Source organism: Marinobacter sp. KMM 10035, assembly GCF_046537445.1.
GTDB classification, from domain to species: domain Bacteria; phylum Pseudomonadota; class Gammaproteobacteria; order Pseudomonadales; family Oleiphilaceae; genus Marinobacter; species Marinobacter sediminicola.
In genome coordinates, this window is sequence record NZ_JBBVMG010000001.1 from 609,243 (window position 1) to 631,266 (window position 22,024).

General features: G+C 53.2%; 17 protein-coding genes. All 17 read left to right on the plus strand.

Annotated features, from left to right (window positions below):
- The first annotated feature begins 78 nt into the window (after nt 1-78).
- Nucleotides 79-471: an ATP synthase subunit I gene (locus AADB16_RS02640; protein WP_298451534.1), complete on the plus strand. Its 393-nt coding sequence runs from the start codon at nt 79-81 to the stop codon at nt 469-471.
- A gap of 15 nt (nt 472-486) precedes the next feature.
- Nucleotides 487-1,338, plus strand: a complete 852-nt coding sequence (atpB, locus tag AADB16_RS02645; RefSeq protein WP_298451537.1) for a F0F1 ATP synthase subunit A — start codon at nt 487-489, stop codon at nt 1,336-1,338.
- 54 nt (nt 1,339-1,392) lie between these two features.
- A complete protein-coding gene (gene atpE / locus AADB16_RS02650) occupies nt 1,393-1,620 on the plus strand; it encodes a F0F1 ATP synthase subunit C (protein ID WP_014873137.1) in 228 nt (75 codons plus the stop codon).
- A gap of 95 nt (nt 1,621-1,715) precedes the next feature.
- Nucleotides 1,716-2,186 (plus strand): F0F1 ATP synthase subunit B, encoded by a 471-nt coding sequence (locus AADB16_RS02655; RefSeq protein WP_200201633.1) that lies wholly within the window; start codon nt 1,716-1,718, stop codon nt 2,184-2,186.
- An 11-nt stretch (nt 2,187-2,197) separates the two neighbouring features.
- Nucleotides 2,198-2,734 carry a F0F1 ATP synthase subunit delta gene (locus AADB16_RS02660; protein WP_410801190.1) on the plus strand — a complete coding sequence of 179 codons (537 nt, stop codon included), beginning with the start codon at nt 2,198-2,200 and terminating at the stop codon, nt 2,732-2,734.
- Between the two features lie 28 nt (nt 2,735-2,762).
- Nucleotides 2,763-4,307, plus strand: a complete 1,545-nt coding sequence (atpA, locus tag AADB16_RS02665) for a F0F1 ATP synthase subunit alpha (protein WP_309044190.1) — start codon at nt 2,763-2,765, stop codon at nt 4,305-4,307.
- Between the two features lie 67 nt (nt 4,308-4,374).
- Entirely contained in the window at nt 4,375-5,235 is an 861-nt protein-coding gene (gene atpG / locus AADB16_RS02670; protein ID WP_200201636.1) for a F0F1 ATP synthase subunit gamma, read from the plus strand.
- Nucleotides 5,236-5,288: 53 nt separating this feature from the next.
- Nucleotides 5,289-6,683, plus strand: a complete 1,395-nt coding sequence (gene atpD, locus AADB16_RS02675; RefSeq protein ID WP_309044191.1) for a F0F1 ATP synthase subunit beta — start codon at nt 5,289-5,291, stop codon at nt 6,681-6,683.
- 36 nt (nt 6,684-6,719) lie between these two features.
- Nucleotides 6,720-7,142 (plus strand): F0F1 ATP synthase subunit epsilon, encoded by a 423-nt coding sequence (locus tag AADB16_RS02680; RefSeq protein ID WP_298451569.1) that lies wholly within the window; start codon nt 6,720-6,722, stop codon nt 7,140-7,142.
- A gap of 119 nt (nt 7,143-7,261) precedes the next feature.
- Complete coding sequence (glmU, locus tag AADB16_RS02685) at nt 7,262-8,626, plus strand: bifunctional UDP-N-acetylglucosamine diphosphorylase/glucosamine-1-phosphate N-acetyltransferase GlmU (protein WP_410801192.1); 1,365 nt, start codon at nt 7,262-7,264, stop codon at nt 8,624-8,626.
- A 57-nt stretch (nt 8,627-8,683) separates the two neighbouring features.
- Nucleotides 8,684-10,516, plus strand: coding sequence for a glutamine--fructose-6-phosphate transaminase (isomerizing) (gene glmS / locus AADB16_RS02690; protein WP_410801194.1), 1,833 nt, complete (start codon nt 8,684-8,686; stop codon nt 10,514-10,516).
- Nucleotides 10,517-10,687: 171 nt separating this feature from the next.
- Nucleotides 10,688-11,398: a PEP-CTERM sorting domain-containing protein gene (locus AADB16_RS02695; RefSeq protein WP_410801196.1), complete on the plus strand. Its 711-nt coding sequence runs from the start codon at nt 10,688-10,690 to the stop codon at nt 11,396-11,398.
- A gap of 83 nt (nt 11,399-11,481) precedes the next feature.
- On the plus strand, nt 11,482-19,299 hold the full coding sequence (locus AADB16_RS02700; protein ID WP_410801198.1) for a putative Ig domain-containing protein: 7,818 nt from the start codon (nt 11,482-11,484) through the stop codon (nt 19,297-19,299).
- 8 nt (nt 19,300-19,307) lie between these two features.
- Nucleotides 19,308-19,616 (plus strand): hypothetical protein, encoded by a 309-nt coding sequence (locus AADB16_RS02705; protein WP_410801200.1) that lies wholly within the window; start codon nt 19,308-19,310, stop codon nt 19,614-19,616.
- 3 nt (nt 19,617-19,619) lie between these two features.
- Entirely contained in the window at nt 19,620-20,234 is a 615-nt protein-coding gene (locus AADB16_RS02710; protein ID WP_410801202.1) for a hypothetical protein, read from the plus strand.
- Between the two features lie 100 nt (nt 20,235-20,334).
- Nucleotides 20,335-20,760: a hypothetical protein gene (locus AADB16_RS02715; RefSeq protein ID WP_410801204.1), complete on the plus strand. Its 426-nt coding sequence runs from the start codon at nt 20,335-20,337 to the stop codon at nt 20,758-20,760.
- 53 nt (nt 20,761-20,813) lie between these two features.
- Nucleotides 20,814-21,992, plus strand: a complete 1,179-nt coding sequence (locus tag AADB16_RS02720; RefSeq protein WP_410801206.1) for a hypothetical protein — start codon at nt 20,814-20,816, stop codon at nt 21,990-21,992.
- Nucleotides 21,993-22,024: the final 32 nt, after the last annotated feature.

Below are 22,024 nucleotides of genomic sequence, written 5' to 3' on the forward strand. Positions count from 1 at the left end.
AGTCAGATTTCGTTCAGAGTCTGGTTGAACAACTAGTGCTTAAAACATATAATTTCGCGCGATTGGAATGGTGGTGATATGAAATCTCGGCAATCTCGAATCACCCAAGTTCCTTTAGCTCGTTGGCTGGCCATTGAGTTTAGCTGGTTGAGCCTTTTTAGCGTGTTGTGGTTATTGCATAGCCCCTTGGCAGCTTATTCCGCTTTTGTAGGCGGTCTTATATTTTTAGTGCCAAATACCTGGTTTGCATATCGGGTTTATCGATACCAGGGTGCTCGTAACGCACACCTGATGGTGGGAAATTTTTTTCGGGCGGAAACCACCAAAATCGCCCTTACCGCAATTTTTTTCGCGGCCGTTTTCACTTTAATGGAGCCGGTATACGTACCGGCTCTGTTATTCACTTTTGCTGTGATGGTTATGGCAGGTGGCGCGTTGCGCTGGCTGGTACGACCAACAACACGGCGATGATGGGACGAGAGCAGAATGGCTGATACCCCAGTAGAGTATATTAAGCACCACCTCCAGAATCTCACCTATGGCAAGCTTGAAGCGGGCTATGAGCGATTTGATGGCAGCGTGATGAGCGAGTCCGCCTGGACCTTCGCCCGTACCGCTCAGGAAGCCTCCGATATGGGCTTCATGGCCGTCCACGTGGACACCTTGGGCTGGTCCATCGCAATGGGGCTCCTGTTCCTTGGGCTTTTCCGCTATGTGGCAACGCGCGTTACTACTGGCGTACCCGGTGCATTGCAGAATCTGGTGGAAGTCACCGTTGAATTCATCGAGAACCTGGTAAAAGACGGCTTTCATGCCCGCAATCCGCTGATTGCGCCACTGGCGCTGACTATTTTCGTGTGGATTCTGTTGATGAACATGCTCAAGTTCATCCCGGTGGACTACGTGCCAATGCTGGCTTCAGCCATGGGTCTTGAGTACTTCAAGATTGTTCCAACTACTGATCCCAACGCCACCTTTGGTATTTCCATTGGCGTTTTCCTGCTGATCATCTTTTATAGCCTGAAAGTAAAAGGCATTACCGGTTTCGCTAAGGAGCTGGGTATGCAACCCTTCAATCACTGGGCGTTGATCCCCGTTAACCTGGTGTTGGAAGTTCTGGTTCTGATAGTGAAGCCTATCAGTCTGGCACTGCGTTTGTTCGGTAACATGTATGCTGGCGAAGTGGTGTTTATCCTGATCGCATTGCTGCCTTTCTGGGCGCAGTGGACACTGAACCTGCCTTGGGCGATTTTCCATATTCTGGTAATTCCGTTGCAGGCATTTATTTTTACCATGCTGACAATTGTTTATCTTGCAGCGGCGCACGAAGATCACTGATTTACCCGTTAAAAAAGCAAACCCTTAACTATCTGAAAAACTGAGGAGTTCTCAATGGAAATGGTATTTATTGCAGCAGCGATCATCATCGGTATGGGCGCACTGGCCACCGGTATTGGCTTTGGTATTCTGGGCGGAAAACTGCTTGAAGCAACAGCCCGTCAGCCAGAAATGGCTAACCAGCTGCAGGTTAAAACCTTCATCATGGCTGGTCTGCTGGACGCCGTTCCAATGATCGGTGTTGGTATCGCGATGTACCTGATCTTCGTTGTTGCTGGCTAATCAGCCAACTAATGCGGGCGCTGCTCTGGTAATCAGAGCCTGGCGCCCGGTTTTTTGGTCTCCAGCACGCAACGAATAGCAAGAGGTATATTGCCGTGAATATAAACCTTACGTTGATAGGGCAATCGATTGCCTTCGCTATTTTCGTCTGGTTCTGCGTGAAGTACGTTTGGCCACCGATTACGGCTGCCATGCAAGCGCGCCAGAAGAAGATTGCTGATGGTCTTTCCGCTGCTGACCGGGCTTCACTGGATCTTGAGCTAGCTCAGGAAAAGGCCGCCCAGCAAATGCAGCAAGCCAAAGAAGAAGCTTCCGTTCTAATTGATCAGGCCAACAAGCGTGCCGCTCAGATTGTGGAAGCGTCCAAAGACGATGCCCGCAAAGAAGGCGAAAAGCTCATTGAGCAAGCCCGAGCGGAAATTCAACAGGAGCGTGTTCAGGCTCGCGACGCACTCAGAACAGAAGTGGCATTGCTTGCCATTGCCGGTGCCGAGAAGATTCTGGAAACCTCTGTCGATGCCAAAGCTCACAGCGAGATGCTGGACAAGCTGGCAGCACAACTCTAAGCGAGGGTCCCATGGCAGAACTGACTACGTTAGCCCGGCCCTACGCCAAAGCCGTTTTTGATGCCGCAAAAGAGCAAGATGCCGTAGGATCCTGGGATCAGGCTCTTGCTCTTGTTGGTTTGCTGGCAGCTGACGGCGCTGTGAAGAAAATTCTGGCCAATCCTGGCCTGTCTGAGCAACGCAAGGCAGAGCTGTTTTTCGATACTGCTGAAGAACAGATGCCCGAAGCGCTCAGAAACTTCCTGTTGATTCTTGCTGAAAACAAGCGCCTGGCGTTGCTGCCGGAAATTTCAACCCTGTTCACCTTCTACCGCGCAGAACTTGAGCGCACGGTAAATATGAAGGTAAGTACTGCGTTTGAAATGACTCCGGAAGAGCAGCAAAAGCTGGCAGAAGCATTGTCCAGGAAACTGGAGCGTAAAGTCGCCCTGGAAACCGCTGTTGATCCTTCGTTGATCGGCGGCGTGGTGGTAAATACCGGCGATCTGGTTATTGACGCTTCAGTCCGTGGCAAGCTGGCCAAAATGGCTAAAGCTCTGGGCTCCTGATTTCAGCAAAAGGTTTGAGGACAAAGGCATGCAGCAACTGAATCCATCCGAGATCAGTGACATCATTAAAAAGAGAATCGAAAAGCTCGATATCTCTTCTGAAGCAAAAAACGAAGGCACCATTCTGTCTGTTGCAGACGGTATTGTGCTGATTCACGGCCTGGCCGACGTAATGTCCGGTGAAATGATCGAATTTGCCAACGGCACATTCGGCATGGCGCTGAACCTTGAACGTGACTCTGTCGGCGCCGTAGTACTGGGCGACTACGAAGGTCTGGCCGAAGGTCAGAAAGTTCGTTGCACCGGTCGTATTCTTGAAGTTCCGGTTGGCCCGGAACTGCTGGGTCGTGTTGTTGACGGTCTGGGCAATCCGATCGACGGAAAGGGTGAGCTGGGTACCAGCCTGACCGATCCGGTTGAGAAGGTAGCGCCAGGTGTTATCGAGCGTCAGTCTGTTGATCAGCCGATCCAGACCGGTATGAAAGCGATCGATACCATGGTTCCTGTTGGCCGTGGTCAGCGTGAGCTGATCATTGGTGACCGTCAGATTGGTAAGACAGCAGTCGCCATCGACGCGATCATCAACCAGAAGAACTCCGGCATCAAGTGTATCTATGTTGCCGTCGGCCAGAAGCAGTCATCGATTGCTGCGGTTGTGCGCAAGCTGGAAGAGCACGGTGCGATGGATCACACCATCGTAGTAGCCGCAGGCGCCGCCGATCCGGCCGCCATGCAGTTCCTGGCACCGTATTCCGGTACCACCATGGGTGAATACTTCCGTGACCGCGGTGAAGATGCCCTGATCGTATACGATGACCTGTCCAAGCAGGCTGTTGCTTACCGTCAGATCTCCCTTCTGCTGCGTCGTCCGCCAGGTCGTGAAGCCTATCCCGGTGACGTTTTCTATCTGCACTCCCGTCTTCTGGAGCGCGCTTCCCGCGTAAACGCAGACTACGTTGAAAAGTTCACCAACGGTGAAGTGAAAGGCAAGACCGGTTCTTTGACCGCACTGCCAATCATCGAAACCCAGGCAGGTGACGTTTCGGCTTTCGTACCGACCAACGTAATCTCCATTACCGACGGCCAGATCTTCCTTGAGACCAACCTGTTCAACTCCGGTATTCGTCCGGCGATGAACGCCGGTATTTCGGTATCTCGGGTAGGTGGTGCAGCTCAAACCAAGATCATGAAGAAACTGGGCGGTAACATCCGTCTGGCTCTGGCTCAGTATCGCGAGCTGGCAGCGTTTGCACAGTTTGCTTCGGATCTGGATGACGCAACACGCAAGCAGCTCGAGCACGGTCAGCGTGTTACCGAACTGATGAAGCAGAACCAGTACAGCCCCATGACTGTGGCTGAAATGGGTAGTGTTCTTTTCGCAGCTAACGAAGGCTTCCTTGATGACGTAGACGTCACCAAAGTTGTTCAGTTTGAAGCCCAGTTGTTGGATTGGTTGCGTTCAGAGCAAAAAGAACTGCTTGAGAAGATCGGTGCCGAAGGCAACTACAACGATGACGTTGCCGCAGGTCTTAAAGCTGCGCTGGAGAAATTCAAGACCACTCAAACCTGGTAACACCGCCGGCCCGCTGCGGCGGGCCTGTAGGTCCAAATGAGTGTCTAACTTGAAAGGGCAGTGATCTATGGCCATCGGAAAAGAAATACGTAACCAGATCGGCAGCATCAAGAGCACGCAGAAAATCACCAGCGCCATGGAAATGGTTGCGGCGAGTAAAATGCGCAAAGCTCAGGAACGCATGCGGGCTACTCGGCCTTATGCGGAGAAAATGCGCCAGGTAATTGGACACATTGCCAAGTCCAACAAGGATTACCGTCATCCGTTCATGATTGAGCGTGAGGTGAAACGTGTAGGCTACATCGTTATCTCCTCCGATCGCGGATTGTGCGGTGGTTTGAACTCCAATGCGTTCAAACTGCTGGTTCGCGAAATGCGTGAATGGAAAGACAAAAATGTGGCGATTGACCTCTGCGCTATCGGGCAGAAGGGCGCTTCATTTTTCCGCAGCTACGGTGGCAACGTGGTCGCGGCACTGACACACATCGGTGACGATCCCAGCGCGGAAGTTCTGATCGGTAACGTCAAGGTGATGCTCGACGCTTTCAGTGAGGGCAAGATTGACCGCCTGTATCTGGTGAGCAACGAATTCGTCAACACCATGACGCAACTGCCGAAATCAGAGCAGCTACTGCCGCTGCCGGAAGGCATCGAAGAAGATATCGGTACCCAGTGGGATTACATTTACGAGCCGGATGCACGTCCGATTCTCGACGGGCTACTGCCACGCTATATTGAGTCCCAGGTGTATCAGGGCGTGGTAGAGAACCTGGCTTGCGAACAGGCCTCCCGAATGATTGCCATGAAGAGTGCTACCGATAACGCCGGTGACATTATTAAAGACCTGCAGTTGGTATACAACAAAGCTCGTCAGGCAGCCATTACGCAAGAGATTTCGGAAATTGTGAGCGGCGCGGCATCGGTCTGATTCGCCACAATCCTACTGGTATTATTGACTATGAAGATAACGAGGAACCGAGCATGAGTAGCGGACACATCGTTCAGATCATTGGCGCGGTTATCGACGTGGAATTCCCACGTGACGCCGTTCCAGGCATTTACGACGCACTGCTGCTTGAAGGTGGCGAAACTACACTGGAAGTTCAGCAGCAGCTGGGCGACGGCGTTGTTCGCACCATCGCGATGGGCAGCACTGAAGGCCTGAAGCGTGGCCTGAAAGCAGAAAACACACACAAGCCGATTTCCGTTCCCGTGGGCACCCAGACTCTGGGTCGCATCATGGACGTTTTGGGTCGTCCTATCGACGAAGCCGGCCCTATCGGTGAAGAAGAGCGTTGGGCTATCCACCGCAAAGCACCCAGCTATGCAGACCAGTCAGCTTCTGCCGACCTGCTGGAAACAGGCATCAAGGTTATCGACCTGATCTGCCCGTTCGCCAAGGGTGGTAAAGTTGGCCTGTTCGGCGGCGCCGGTGTAGGCAAGACCGTTAACATGATGGAACTGATCAACAACATCGCGAAAGAGCACTCTGGTCTCTCCGTATTCGCAGGTGTTGGTGAGCGGACTCGTGAAGGTAACGACTTCTACTACGAAATGAAGGACTCTAACGTTCTTGATAAAGTAGCAATGGTCTACGGCCAGATGAACGAGCCGCCAGGAAACCGTCTGCGTGTTGCCCTGACCGGTCTCACCATGGCTGAGAAGTTCCGTGACGAAGGTCGTGACGTACTGTTGTTTATCGACAACATCTACCGTTACACCCTGGCCGGTACTGAAGTATCTGCACTGCTGGGTCGTATGCCTTCAGCGGTAGGTTATCAGCCGACTCTGGCCCAGGAAATGGGTGAGCTGCAGGAGCGTATTACCTCCACCAAGACTGGCTCTATCACGTCCATTCAGGCGGTATACGTACCGGCGGATGACTTGACTGACCCGTCACCAGCCACCACCTTCTCGCACCTTGATGCTACCGTGGTATTGAGCCGTGATATCGCTTCCAAGGGTATCTACCCTGCGATCGATCCGCTGGACTCCACCTCACGTCAGCTGGATCCGCTGATCATTGGTGAGCAGCATTACGCGGTTGCCCGTGGTGTACAGAACGTACTGCAGCGCTACAAGGAACTGAAAGACATCATCGCCATTCTGGGCATGGACGAACTGTCTGAAGAAGACAAGCAGATCGTTTCCCGTGCTCGTAAGATTGAGCGTTTCCTGTCTCAGCCGTTCCACGTTGCGGAAGTATTTACCGGCTCACCGGGCAAGTACGTGTCTCTGAAAGAGACCATCAGCAGCTTTGAAGGCATCCTTAATGGCGACTATGATGATATGCCTGAGCAGGCATTCTACATGGTTGGCGGCATGGACGAAGCCATCGAAAAAGCGAAGGCCATGAAAGCGAAAGAAGCTAAGTAATCCTCTTTCAATTTCTGACCCAAGAGGCTTAGAGATATGGCTATGACTGTACATTGTGACGTCGTAAGCGCTGAGAAGAAAATTTACTCCGGTCTGGTAGAGATGCTTATCGCTACCGGCACCGAGGGTGAGTTGGGCATTCAGTTTGGCCATGCTCCGCTGCTGTCCGCGCTTAAGCCGGGGGCAGTCCGGATCATCAAACAAGGTGGCGAAGAGGAAATCCTCTACGTTTCCGGGGGATACCTGGAAGTGCAGCCAAACCTTGTGACCCTGATGGCCGATACAGCGGTGCGTGCGAAAGACGTTGATGAGGCTGCCGCCGTGCAGGCTCAAAAAGACGCTGAAGCCGCATTGGCGAACAAGACGGGTGAGTTTGAGTACTATCGTGCGGCTGCAGAGCTGGCCGAAGCGTCTGCTCAGCTACGCACCCTGCAAAAGCTGCGCAAAAACGTTCGATAGAACAGATTGCGAGAGCTTGCATCGAAGAAGCCGCATCCTTCCATTCCGAGGTGCGGCTTTTTTGTTGTGTGAACTACCATTGATATAGAACCCAGACCACGTAAGGGAGTTGTTGCCCCATGTCACCGTTGCACGTTGTAATCCTGGCTGCTGGCCAGGGATCACGGATGAAATCATCGTTGCCGAAGGTACTTCACAAGGTGGCAGGGCGGTCGATGCTCCATCACGTGATCGAGACTGCCCAGACATTGGGCGCCGAAAAAGTTCACGGTGTGATCGGACATGGCGCTGATCAGGTAAAAGCGGCTTCCAACGCCTACAGCGTTAGCTGGGTGATGCAGGAACAGCAGTTGGGAACGGGTCACGCGGTTGCCCAAACACTGCCTGAGCTACCCGACGACGCCAGGGTTCTGGTGCTTTATGGCGACGTACCCCTGACCACTGCACAAACCCTGCAGGGATTAGTACAGGATCTGGACGAGACCACCCTCGGGTTGTTAACCGTGACCCTGGATAACCCCCAGGGTTATGGCCGTATTTTGCGCGATCAAGGGGGGCAGGTTACCGCCATCGTTGAACAGAAAGACGCCAGCGCGGAACAGTTGGCGGTTAATGAAGTTAACACGGGCATTCTTGCGGTCAGTGCGCGCCACTTGAAATCCTGGCTTCCCCAGCTCTCAAGCAGCAATGCCCAGGGCGAATACTATCTGACCGACATTATCGCCATGGCCGTTCAAGCTGGCATGAAGGTGAACGTGGCTCAGCCGGGCAATCCGTTCGAAGTGCAGGGTGTGAACAATCGTCTGCAACTGGCCGAGCTCGAGCGTTGGTACCAAAGCCGGGAAGCCGAACGTTTGATGACGGAAGGTGCCACCCTGGCTGACCCGTCGCGAGTGGATGTGCGCGGTGAACTCACCATTGGTAACGACGTTCTGATTGATGTGAACGTAGTCTTCAACGGTAAGGTTACCTTGGGCAGCCATGTATCCATTGGTCCCGGGTGTGTGATCACCGATAGCAGCATTGCCGATGGCGTCCATATATATGCCCACAGCGTCATTGAGCAAAGCAGTGTGGGCCCAAATGCCAAGGTTGGACCATTTGCTCGCCTGCGCCCGGGCACGCAATTGGCGGCCAGCACCAAGGTAGGGAATTTTGTTGAAACAAAAAACACCATCGTGGGTGAAGGCAGCAAAATTAACCACCTGAGTTACGTGGGTGATGCTACGCTGGGCGTTAACGTAAACGTGGGCGCAGGCACTATTACCTGTAACTATGATGGCGTGAACAAATATAAAACCGTGTTGGGTGACGGCGTGTTTGTGGGCTCAAACAGTTCGCTTGTGGCACCGGTTACCGTTGCGGAGGGTGCCACCGTAGGGGCAGGCTCTACGATCACCAAGGATGTGCCTGAGCAGCAACTGGCCGTGGCACGCGGTCGCCAGCGCAACATCTCCGGTTGGCAAAAGCCGGAAAAACACTGACCGGATTTTCGTTCTCAGTTTTTACCACGATTTTTTATCACGAACAGGACAAACAGCATGTGTGGCATTGTAGGTGCAGTTTCGGAAAGGGACGTTCAGGGCATTCTTCTTGAGGGCCTGCGCCGCTTGGAATACCGGGGATATGATTCAGCTGGTATGGCCGTTCTGGATGGCAAGAGCGCCGTTCAGCGCGCCCGGGAAGTGGGCAAGGTCGCCTCGCTTGCGGCCGCCATTGACGCCAGCCCGCTCACCGGCTATCTGGGCATCGCTCACACTCGCTGGGCAACCCACGGCGTGCCGTCACAGCTCAATGCTCACCCGCACATGTCTGGTGACCGCCTTGCAATCGTGCACAACGGTATCATCGAGAACTATCAGGAACTGCGTGAGGAGTTGAGAGCCGACGGCTACAAATTTACCTCTGAGACCGACACCGAAGTTGTTGTGCACTTGATAGAGAAAAACTATCGCGAACTGGGCAAACTGTACGATGCGGTGAAAATCTCGGTTACACGGCTGCGTGGAGCGTATGCGCTGGCCGTGGTGCACGCCGACGAGCCGGAGCACATGGTGGTTTGCCGCGAAGGTAGCCCGCTGGTTATTGGCGTAGGTATCGGTGAAAACTTCATTGCGTCTGATCAGCTTGCACTGCTGCCTGTTACTGACCGCTTCATGTTTCTGGAAGAAGGCGACCTTGCGGATATTCGCAAGGATCGCATCGAGATTCACAATCGCGACGGTAAACCTGTTGAGCGTGCGGTCAATCGGTTCGAACATGCCGCTGACTCAGCAGACAAAGGCGAATACCGCCACTACATGCTCAAGGAAATTCATGAGCAGCCCAGAGTTATCAAGGCCACTATTGAAGGCCGCGTAACTGGCAGCCATGTTCTGGAACAAGCGCTTGGTACCGAAGCGGGAAACCTGCTGCAAGACGTTCGTCACGTACAGATCATTGCCTGTGGCACCAGTTATCACGCGGGGATGGTAGCGCGTTACTGGATTGAAGATTTGGCAGGCATACCCTGTTCAGTGGAGGTTGCCTCCGAATTCCGTTACCGCAAACATGTGATCCAGAAAGACACGTTGTTTTTGTGTATTTCCCAATCTGGTGAAACAGCTGACACCTTGGCAGCACTGCGCCAAGCCAAAAAAGCCGGCTTCCGCGCGGCACTGGCTATTTGTAACGTGCCGGGCAGCACGCTGGTAAGAGAATCTGATCTGGTCATCATGACCCAGGCGGGCCCCGAAATTGGCGTTGCTTCCACTAAAGCCTTTACGACACAGCTAACAGCGTTGCTAATTTTTACACTCGCGCTGGCACGTAAAAACGGCTTAAGCGAAGAGCGTGAAGCAGACATCGTGAAAGCCCTTCATCTGGTACCCGGCCAGGTAAATGACGTCTTGGCACTGGAAACTGAAATTGCTGACATATCCATGCGTTTCATGGATAAAAACCACTCCCTGTTCCTGGGCCGTGGATCTCAGTACCCCGTAGCCATGGAAGGTGCTCTGAAACTAAAAGAAATTTCCTACATCCACGCAGAAGCCTATCCCGCAGGCGAGTTGAAGCATGGCCCGTTGGCATTGGTAGACAGCGAGATGCCTGTAGTCACCGTTGCCCCCAATAATGACATGGCCGAGAAGCTGAAATCGAATCTCGAAGAAGTTCGCGCCAGAGGCGGTGAACTATTCGTGTTTGCAGATCGCGCGGCGAACATAAAGCCGGAAGATAACATCCACGTGATTCAACTTCCGGAAGTACACGAAATCACCGCACCGATTGTATATACCGTGCCGTTACAGTTGTTGTCGTATCACGTTGCCGTGCTTAAAGGCACAGATGTGGACCAGCCCAGAAACCTCGCAAAGAGCGTGACGGTGGAATAAATCTGCAGCACACGGCCTTCTTCGGCGACTAAAGCTTGGCCTCTGGTGGAGTTTCGAAGAAGGCGGTGTGTAAAAGAGCGGCTCTTATTCCCTTATGTAAGATTATGTAATAATATGTGCGTAGAGTTAACAGGATTTAACTTTTCTACGAACAAGGAATGTTAACAGACTATGTTTTCAAATTTGCTTGCCAGGACTGTGCTTTCTGCCAGCCTTCTAGTACCTGCATTATCCGCCCATGCTGCTGTGATCAATTTCACAGATTGGGCATTCAATATTGATGGCGTAGTCTCCGAGGCATACTTGGGTGATGCGATGCCGGGAGATGGCTTCCTGGACCCTTCGACCGGTCTGGGTTCTTTGTCCTTTGAGCTGTCTGGCGCGGGAAATCACTCATGGATCGGGTTCCTGGATCTGGATTTTGATGCCCACCTGAATACCTATCTTAACGAATATGGCTTAGCTCACGGGGCCGTTGCTAGTGGTCAGAGCTGGCAGATTGACGAGCCGGGTTATGCGTTTGGCACTATCTATGACAACGTGATTGCGGGCGCTTTGGACAATACTAACCATCTGCCATCTGACCGCCCGGATGATGTGTCTCTTGCTCTAGGCTGGAACTTTGACCTTGCACAAGGTGAAACGGCACTCATCACACTGACGCTGAGCGACATGCTGGCAACCTCCGGCTTTTATCTTGAACATGTAGACCCCCAGACTGGCCCAGGCTTCGACGACGCTGCATCGGTGTACTTCTGGAGTTCCCTGGAGATCTTCGGGGCGGACGTGCCAGTTACAGTTCCTGAGCCTGGTTCCTTGGTATTGATGGCGCTGGGCCTGATAGCCGTATCGACACGACGTTTGCGTTACACACCTGCCTGAGATGACACCAAGAAGATAATGCAATCCGCCGGGTGACGCCTTTGCGCCTGGCTGGCATTCGCCTGATGACAAGGACGTTAATAATGCTCACCCTGACTTCTTTCCGATCGTTTGTTGTATTTGCAATGTTGCTGGCAGCTCCTATGGGCTTGCTACGGGCCGCATTGCTATCACCTGATGCCATAAACGTCTCTATCGCGCAGGGACAAAGTGTTACGGTGCAGCGCTCTATCACACTAAGTGAATCCGGGCCTGCCGCTAACCGTGTGGATGTGGTTTTCCTGGCCGACAACACGGGCAGTATGGGGGGGGCCGTTAAAGCCGTTAAGGATAACGCACGCGCAATTCTGGATGCGATTGCAGGAGAGGACCAACGATTTGAAGGGGTAGACGTTGCCTTTGGGGTTGGGCGTTATCTGGGTGATCCTCGAGAGTTCGGGTCTGCTGCTAATGCGGCCGACCGTGCCTATCAGCTTCTCCAGCCGGTTACTGAAAACAAAGACGATGTTCAGGCAGCGATCAATCAGTGGTACGCCCGGGGTGGCGGAGACGCTGCAGAAGCGAATTTCTTTGCTCTCCATCAGGTAGCAACGTCGGGTGGCATCACCGATGGTGAGGGCTCTACCGACCGAGGTTATTCAACAGGCGCTGACACCGGATGGCGTGATGGTGCAGCGAAGATCATAGTGTGGTTTGGGGATGTCCATTCCCACACATCTACCGTCAGCGCGGAGGAGGTCATATCCGCTCTTGAGGTGAACGGCGTTTCTGTCGCCGCGGTGAACACCCGTGGTTCGGGACAGGGAATCGATTCGAGCAACCAGGCAACTGATATTGTCACCGCAACGGGTGGTGTGCTTGTCAATGGCGTTCAGAGCCATGCGGCCATGGTTGATGCCATTCTCAGTTCAGTCGGCACCGTGACCTCTCGCGTTAATCTTGAGCTGCAGGCTCGTGGTGATACATCCGGCATTGCGGTTTCTTACGAATGCGCTTCAGCTGAAGGTTGTGAGGATGTTCCGTCAGGGGAATCCCGCCTGTTCAATATGACGGTGACCGGGCATGTGCTGGGTGCCTACGATTTTGAAACTTACGCACCGAGGCTTTCAGGTGTGTCGGGCAGTGATCGCGTCACCGTCCGGGAGTGCGTCAGCGATGTTCGCACTCGGGCGAAGACCGGTCGTGTTCAGGTCATGTGGTCGGATACCGGCGCCCATCATTACTCTGTCCAGCGTTCGGATGCTGCCGATGGTCCTTTCGAAGAACTGGTGACGACCACCAGCCGCTATTCAACCTATCTTGATACCGGTGTGCAGAACAACAACACCTACTACTACCGCATTGCCGAAATGGATGCTGCTGGCGCCGCTGTCTGTGAGTCTGGCGTCGTATCGGCAGTTCCGCGGCACATGCGTGATCGTCCCGAGCCAGTGAACCATGCTCCTGTCATTTCCAGTACCCCGTCTGAAAGCGCTACACAGGGCGTAGGCTATATCTATCAGATCCTGGCCTCGGATCCGGATGGAGATGCACTGAGTTATCACCTCGATTCTGCGCCTGTGGGTGTGCAGATTGATAGCAATACAGGTCTCGTGGAATGGACCCCTGGCCGCGATGATGTGGGCAATCAACAAATCGTCATCGGCGTAGAAGACCCACTGGGCCTGAGGGCGACGCAGCTGTGGACTATCCAGGTAGCAAAAGTCAATGAAGCACCCAGGATCACGTCTTCGCCCGTGGGCTTTGCCCGTGTTGGCCAAGCCTATGAGTACGCCGTAAAAGCAGCTGATCCGGATCCGACCGATACGCTGATTTATGTTCTTGGTACCGCACCTGCAGGAATGCTGATCGATTCGGCGACGGGCGTTATAAGCTGGACACCGGCAGACAGTCAGGCCGGCCAGAATCCTGTGTCTGTAACTGTGGAAGATCCGTCAGGACTGTCGGACGAACAGTCGTTCAGCATTGAAGTTACTGCCGTTAATCGTGCTCCAACAATCATCTCGACACCGATCGCTAATGCAGCCACCGGGGTTGAATACAACTACCTGATTGAAGCTCATGATCCTGATGCCGGTGATTCGCTCAGCTATGCGCTGATTAGTGGTCCGTCGGGCATGACAGTTGATGCGAATAGCGGCCAATTAAGCTGGACACCGACATCGGGTCAAATTGGCGTAAGCGCAGTTGAAGTCAAGGTGGAAGACGCCGCTGGCCAGTCAGATACGCAGACCTTCCAGGTTGAGGTTGTTGTTAGCGGGAACCCGCCCATTATCGATTCAGTGCCCGTGACGACTGCATTTGCGGGAGAGCTCTATCAATACTCCGTAATCGCTTCCGATCCGGACGGTGATGCGCTTGTTTATCGTTTGAGTAAAGCACCAGCTGGCATGTCGGTTTCAGAAAGCGGCACGGTAAGCTGGGCTCCATCAACGGCTCAGGTTGGCTCCCACCCGGTTACTGTTGTTGTAGAAGACGACAGAGGTGCGTGGGTTTCGCAGGCATTTGATCTGGTTGTGACGGAAAAGAACACGGCTCCTGTGATTGCGTCTGCTCCTGCACCAGGTGTGGAGCTTGGTAGCACCTATGCCTATCAGGTGATTGCCAGCGATGATGATGGCGATGCTCTGACCTACAGCCTGCCTCAGGCGCCTGCTGGTATGGTCATAGTGGCAGATTCTGGTGTCGTTTCATGGGTGCCTTCCCCCTCTCAGCTTGGCAATCATTCGGTCAGGGTGCTTGTTAGCGACGGCAAGGGTGGCAGTGCCAGCCAGAGCTTTACGGTTGTTGTCACAGAGCGGCCCAATATTGCGCCTGTCATCACCAGTGCAGCACCGACATCGGTCGTGGTTGGCGAAACTTACAACTATCAGTTGATGGCAACGGATGCTGATGGCGATGCCGTCACGTTTGGGGCTGTCAGCATGCCGGCCGGGATGACAGTAGATACGTCCGGTTTGGTAGGTTGGTCGCCCGCGTCTGCGCAGGTTGGAATTCAGAACGTAAGATTTTTTGCCGACGACGGTAAGGAGCGCTCCTACCAGAATGTCGCTATTGAAGTTGTTGAAGCCATACAGCCCTTGCAGGTTGAGCTGAGCGCCTCCCCTCAAACGGTAGATGAAGGCGATATCGTATCCATTCTGACGGTGGTCACCGGCGGTAAAGGTGAGCGCACAATAAACTTGAATGTTGATGGTACCCCTCTGCCTGTCAATGGCAGCGGAGAAGCAATGTGGACCGCCGTCGGCACGGGCGTAAAGATTATTACCGCCACGGTGAGTGACACTGAAACCTCAGTAACAACCACCGCAACAGTGACTGTGCGCGATCCCGGCGATACGGCCAGTCCTGTGGTAACACTGGAGGGGCCAACTGACGGCACCGTTGTCACTGCACCCACGGAAATCATTGCCACCATCACTGACGACAACCTTGCCGGTTATGAAGTGCTTGTTGCGCCATCCGGTACCGACCAGTGGCAGGTGATTGCCAAGGGCGATGCCAACCAGAATTCGGCCGCCGTTGCGACTTTTGATCCCACGATGCTGACCAATGGCCAGTACGACCTGGCCATCATTGCGATCGATGTTAATAACCTCTCAGCTTCTGACATGATGTCTCTTCAGGTTGAGGGCGATCTTAAGGTTGGTAACTTCAGCATAACCTTGCAGGATCTGGAGGTTCCGCTGGCAGGCATCCCCATTCAGGTGACCCGGACTTATGATAGTCGCAGACGCAATGAAGCACTGGATTTCGGCCACGGCTGGAGCGTGGGCTATCAGGACATAAAAGTAGAAGAATCCAGGGTCCCGGGTCTCTATTGGACACTGAACGAGTACCGAAGTGGCCCCATGGGAATGCTAACCGATTTCTGTATCGAGCCCCTGGGTGCGCCAGTGATTACCATCACGCTGCCTGGCGGTGATGTGGAGAAATTCGAGACCTCAGCGTCGCCTACCTGCAATACCTTAACCGTAATTCGGGATGTGACTCTCAAGTTCACGCCGGTTGGTGACACCCGGTCGACCCTTCGGGCTTTGAACGACAACAATGCCTACTTCATGGGCGACAGCCTGGTGGAAAATGGCTACTACTCGAATCCTGTGGATCCGAGCCGGTATGAACTGACCACAGAGACCGGCTACAAGTATACCCTCGACCAGACGTTCGGCATCGAGAAGGTGACGGACCCCAACGGCAATACGCTGACCTACACCCAAAATGGAATCTTCCATTCAAGCGGAAAGTCCGTCGTTTTCGAACGGGATAGTGAGGGTCGTATCACCGCCATTGTGAAGCCAGGCGGAGAGCGGCTGGTCTATAGCTATGACGGCGAAAGCAACCTCGTCGCCAGTGCCGATGCCATGGGTAACGCGACCCAATACACCTACAATCGCAGCCATGGCCTACTGGATATTATTGACCCTATGGGCCGGCGCATGGTTCGCAACATTTTTGATGAAAGCGGCCGCCTGATTGCCCAGGAAGACAACGAAGGCAATCGCACCGAGTTCAACCATGATGTAGAAGGCCGGCAGTCCAGCGTCACCGACCGCAATGGCTACACCACCTTCTACTACTACGACGAGCACGGTAACGTTACTACCCAGGTGGATGCCGCCGGGAACACCTGGAACTACGCATACGATGCTCAGGGTAACCAGATCAGCCAGGTGGATCCCATGGGTAACACCACCCATGCGAATTTTGATGCGCGCAATAATCAGCTTAGCACCACGGATGAACTGGGGAATACGGTCGCGTTTACGTATAACAGCCGAGGCCAGGAACTGACCATTCAGGATGCTCGTGGGAACCTGTTCCGGAATACCTACGACACTGTAGGCAACCTGCTGAGTGTTACCGATCCTGAAGGCAATATTGCCGGCAATAATATTAATGCCAAGGGGCTCGTGACCCGCAGTACTGATCTGAACGGCAACGCCACCAATTACACCTACGACAGTGATGGCAACAAGCTGACGGAAACAGATCCGCTGGGCAACACCACGCGTTATACCTACGACGCTAACGGCAACGTGCTGACCGAAACACGCTCCCGGACTGTCGGTGGCGCTACCGTTGATGATGTAACGTCTTATGTATACAACGCCAATGATCAGGTAACTGAGACGGTTTACCCTGATGGTAGTACGACCGCTGCCGAGTACGACCTGGCCGGAAATGAAACGGCGACGGTAGATAGCCGTGGAAACCGGACCGAATACCGGTACGACGCCTATGGCCGATTGGTCGAGACGTTACACCCTGACGGCTCCATTGAAACCAAAGCCTATGACGGGGAAGGAAACCTGGTGTCGCAAACCGACGCCTTGGGCCGGACCACCACCTATGCTTACGATGCCCTGAATCGGGTTGTCCGCACAGTCTATCCGGATGGTAGCCATACCAGTACGGACTATGACGCCGTCGGACGGCTAATCCGGGAAACTGACGGCCTGGGCAAGGTTACTCAGTACGAGTACGACGCAGCCGGGCGCAGGACCGCGGTAATCAATGCTCTCGGTAACCGACACAGCTTCAGCTACGATGCCGATGGCAACCTGGCGAGCGAAACGGATGCCCGTGGCCACACCACAACGTATACCTATAACACTCTGGATCAACGTATCAGCACGCGCTTCCATGATGGCACGGAGTTGCTTTCCAACTACGACGCTATGGGCCGGCTGTTATCGGAGACAGACCAGAGGGGCCGCAAAACTGAATATCAGTATGATGCGCTTGGCCGCCTTACCAAGGTAACCGATGCCACGGGTGGAGAAACCGCCTACACCTACGATGCGGCCGGCAATAAGCTCACCCAGACGGATGCCGAAGGCCGTACAACCCGCTGGACCTACGACAGTGAAGGGCGTGAACTGAGCCGGACGCTGCCAATGGCTCAAACGGAAACCTCTGTCTATGACATCGGAGGCAACCGCGTAAGTCATACTGACTTTAACGGTGACACCACCAGCTATTCCTTCGATTCACGCAGTCGCCTGGTCAGAATCCGCTATGCCAGTGGAGATGAGGAAAGTTACACCTACGATGCAGTAGGCAACCGGCTGACGGCTACTTCAACGGAAGGCACGACCCAGTACGTTTACGACAGCATGGGCCGCCTGACGGAAGAAACCCAGCCTGGTGGTTCGGTAATACAGTACCAGTACGACAACGCCGGTAACCGGACGAGAGTGACAGTTCTGGCAGGTGGTGATTCGGTCACAACCAATTACACCTACGATGTTCTTAATCGGCTGCAAACAGTAACCGACAGTGAGGGCACGACTACCTATACTTACGACGCTGCGGGCAACCGCAAGTCGGTCACTTATCCAAATGGAAACGAAACCGCCTACGACTATGATGCACTCAATCGCCTGACGAAGCTGACCACCACCAACGCCCTGAACCAGGTATTGGCAGACTACCGCTATATGCTGGATGCAACCGGGCGGCGGACCAGCGTTGAGGAGCGCCACAATGGGCGGGTGGCTCTTTACAGTTATGACCAACTGTACCGGCTGACCAGGGAACTGGTGACAGACCCGATCAATGGCAATTACAGTGCCGAATACCAGCATGACAAGGTTGGAAACCGGACCTACAGCATCATTGATGGTGTGCACACCAGCTACACCTACGACGACAACGATCGCCTGACCGCCCAGGGTGCTGTCCAGTTCACCTACGATGCCAATGGCAACACCCTGACCGAAACGGATGCAGGTGTGGTGACCAGGTACCGCTACGACGGCGCCAACCGCCTGACCGAAGCACAGACGCCGGGCGCGACAGTCACTTTCGGCTACAACGCCGATGGCATCCGTACCCGCAAATCGAACGGCGGCCAAACCACTCGATATGTCGTGGACAGCAACCGCGATTACGCACAGGTACTGGCAGAAGTCGCCAATGGAAGCTCGAAGGTCAGCTACACCTACGGCGACGACCTCGTTTCACAGACTCGTGGAGGCATTACCTCTTACTATCTGTACGACGGCCACGGCTCCACCCGCGCACTGGCGGACGAAACCGGCTCCTTAACAGACAGCTACCATTACGATGCGTTCGGGGTGTTGGCGAACAGCCAGGGCTCGACCGAGAACAGCTACCTCTATACTGGTGAGCAGTACGATGCCTCGCTAGGCCAGTACTATCTGCGGGCGAGGTACTACGCCCAGGACCAGGGCCGGTTTACGCAAGTGGATAAGTGGGCTGGGCTTCCGACGCAACCGATAACACTCAACAAGTATTTGTATACTAATGCAGACCCGGTGAACCACATCGATCCGACTGGTCATTTTGGGCTTGCCATGTTCCCGAGTACCGGAATCGGGTATCACATGAGCGCATCAGCTGTATCTGTCGGATTTCTTTCTCAAGTATCCGTTCGTCTTTTGGTTGCTGGCGTTATTGGGTATGGAGTGGCTGACTCTGTCACTGCAATAATTGAAAGTAACCCTGTTGCTCAAAAAATGCTCGATCTTGAGCGTGAGAAGCTAAAGACAAAGGTGTCAGTGAAGGCTGAGCGGGCAGATCGCCGGGGAGATGTTGTCTACCATTACAGTAGCAGGATAGCTGTCAGAGAGATTGCAGCGACATCATTTATGCGCACTACCCCGCCTTATCGAGGGCGCCTAGGTAGCGGTATCACCAAGCCTAGAGGGGCTTATGCGACATCTATTGCACCGTGGAGTGGTGCCTATACTCAACGCCAGCTATCCTCACTTTTTTACGGTGGCAATACAGGTAGAGATGTAAGCTGGTTCGTGGCGCTGGATGGATACGAGTTTATACCAGTATATGGCACCCAAGAGCGGTATAAACCTGGACCTGCAGGTGGTGTGAGTGTCAAGGCAATTACTCATGGTGTGAATTTGATGCTGCCATAGAGGTTCTTATGAGCGTTGTCGTTACATTAACCGAAGTTGACTGTCGTAAAGCCGATATCGTGGAGACAGTTGTTCTAAGCCTCGAGGCCCCAAATGAAGGGGAGCGGTTTGAGGTTGCCAAAGATAAGTTGGTTATCTTTGGCGGAGTATACGAATTACAGCTTTCGGTATCCTGGGTGAATATGGCGGTGAGTTTCTCACTGATAAACGAAAGCGATGCTGTGCTCCGGTATGGCGGTGTAGTGACCGGAAACACACACTTCGACGTTTCGCTTGGCGCGGGTCAGTTAGTTGAAGTGCTGTTGGAAGTGAAATAGCAGATGAGTATAAGCATTCCCGATGATCTCGCCTTGGCAAAGTCGGTTGTAAGTCTCGCAAGATCGTTGCAAAAGCGCTTTGACCTGACTCGATCCGGGGATCTTGAAAAGGCGATTGAATTGGCGTGCTGCCTTCAGGTACTAACGGCCCGGGCTAATTTTGTGCGTTATATGGACAGCTTCATTTACGATATTTCATATAAGAGCAACAGCTACGCATGGGGGCACAAATGCGACGGTTTGGCGCTGTTGGCCTATGATGCGGACTCCCACAGCGACGACTCCCTGCGAACAAAAGCACTTGAAATCATCACCAGTAAAAATTTTGACGCGAATGACCTGGGCTGGCTGCTGGAAAACGCTCGGGGTGAGATAGAGGCTCACAAAGAAGAGCGTGAAGGTGCCGAGCTGTTAGCGCAAGCGGGAGAGGTGCTGGACCTCACTGTTAAGGAAAAGCAGCAGGGTCATTATTCGAGAATAGTGCTCTTTGCGTACTACCATCAGCTACTGAAGGCCTTTATGCCTGATACCGCTGTGCCGGAAGTGGCAGAGCTATCTGTTTTGATTGAGCGCGAAAGGCGCAGCCTTAGCGAGTTGTTGAGTGAAAGAAAGAGATGAAAGAGCCTGGTTACGCGCTAGTTTCGAAGAGGTGAACTTCGGACACCTGCCAAAGCTTGGCGTGGAGATAAAGTAAAAAATTGGCAACAGGTCAATAATCATGTCAGATGCACTGCAGGTTTTTTTAAAGAGTGATTTGGTTCCTGGTTTGAATAATGCGGTTTTGAGATTGCAGGAAAAAGGCTTAGAACTGGAAGAGTGGGAGAAAGCTTCGTCATTAACAGATGTTGATGGCTTTTGGCCAGGAAAACTCAATGGAGAAGATGCAGGTTTTGAATTCTCTATTGAAGAAGTTGACGATGATGATCTTGAAGCTTGGGATGTAGAGCGGAGTCAGCTTGAAGGTCGAGATCTAATGATGGAGCTCTGTTATTACACCGAAATGGATTTGGCTGCAGCGGTTTTGTTTATCTCCTTTATTTGTGAATCGTGTAATGGAATTACATTTGATGAAAACGATGAACTGACTGTAACGGCCGCCAATTCAAAGCAATGGAGAGAGGCACTGTTAGGGCAGATCCTTTAGAGTAAGCTGTTTAACAACCTACTTTTTACCCTCCCGATAGGAGGTAAGAAACGATGAGCCTTGCACTTCCAAAAGATAAAGACCTTGGCTACAAAGTTCCCGCAGCACTGGCCAAAAAGCTCGAAAGGAAGTTCTCGCTAACGAGTGAAGTGTGTCTGGATAATGCTGTGTGTCTGGCCAACTACCTGTTTGCTTTGAGTGAAGTAGATCAGGCACGTGAGCTTCTCGAAAGCTTTGTTTTTGATGTGCGGTCTGTTGAAGGACGCCGAGACCTTTGGGGTTCAGTGGGCCATGGGCTGATTTTGCTGGCTCACATTTACCGGGCAAGCGAGCCCGATAAAGCATCCCGTATTATTGCGGCGTTGGATGAGGACGATTTTTATACGTCCGCCATGACCAGGTACGAGATCTTTCAGAGCGATTTTGAGAGCCATCAGAATATTATGGACTACGCTTTCACCGAGACCCCCAAGTATAAATGCGAAGTCATCGGGCAGGAGGCGTTAAACTTTCTCTACTTCCACGAAATGATCCCGGTTACCCGGGAACCCCTACCCGCTGACTTCGCAGATACCTTGCGAGGCCTTATTGATGATTGCTATCACCATCTACGAGAAGCTCTGGCTGAATCCCGGGTGAAGGGGCGTAAGCAGTCGGGAGCGAAAGCCTCGGCTCTGTCAGAGGCAAAGCAACATGCGGATGCGACGGTGTTATTCTCCGGTCAATTAAGCATCAACTATGGACAGTTTTATGTGGATGAGGTCACTCTACAAAACGAAGGCGACTACCTGTTAGTTGAGCGGGCCTTCAGCGGTCAGGCTAATGGGCTATGTGGTGGAGCCCAGAAAGGAAAGCTCTTTCTGGTGGCAGGCCCGCAGACCGGAACGATCTTGATCGATGTGCTCCTGCATTCGTCGAAACCTCCAGTGGATGAGACGTTTGAAGACGCCGCCGAGTGCAGCATGCAGGTACCGGAAAACCAAACAGGCCTGTGTTCATGGGCTCACGAAGAAACCTATACCCTGGATCTTCCCCCTGGAAGTTATCGGGTGCGCTACAGCATTTCCGGAATGGATCGAGATTACACCGAAGATGATGAAGATGTGGATGTGCCAATATCCGGCCAGCGATACTTGCTGCAATTCTGGCCAGCCTCCGCGGCTAAAGACCAAATTTTAAAGGTAGGTGGCGAAACAGCTGCCTATTGGCACGGCACGCTAGAAACCGAGTGAGCGCCTGAACCAGGGGGTGCAGGCTGATCTCG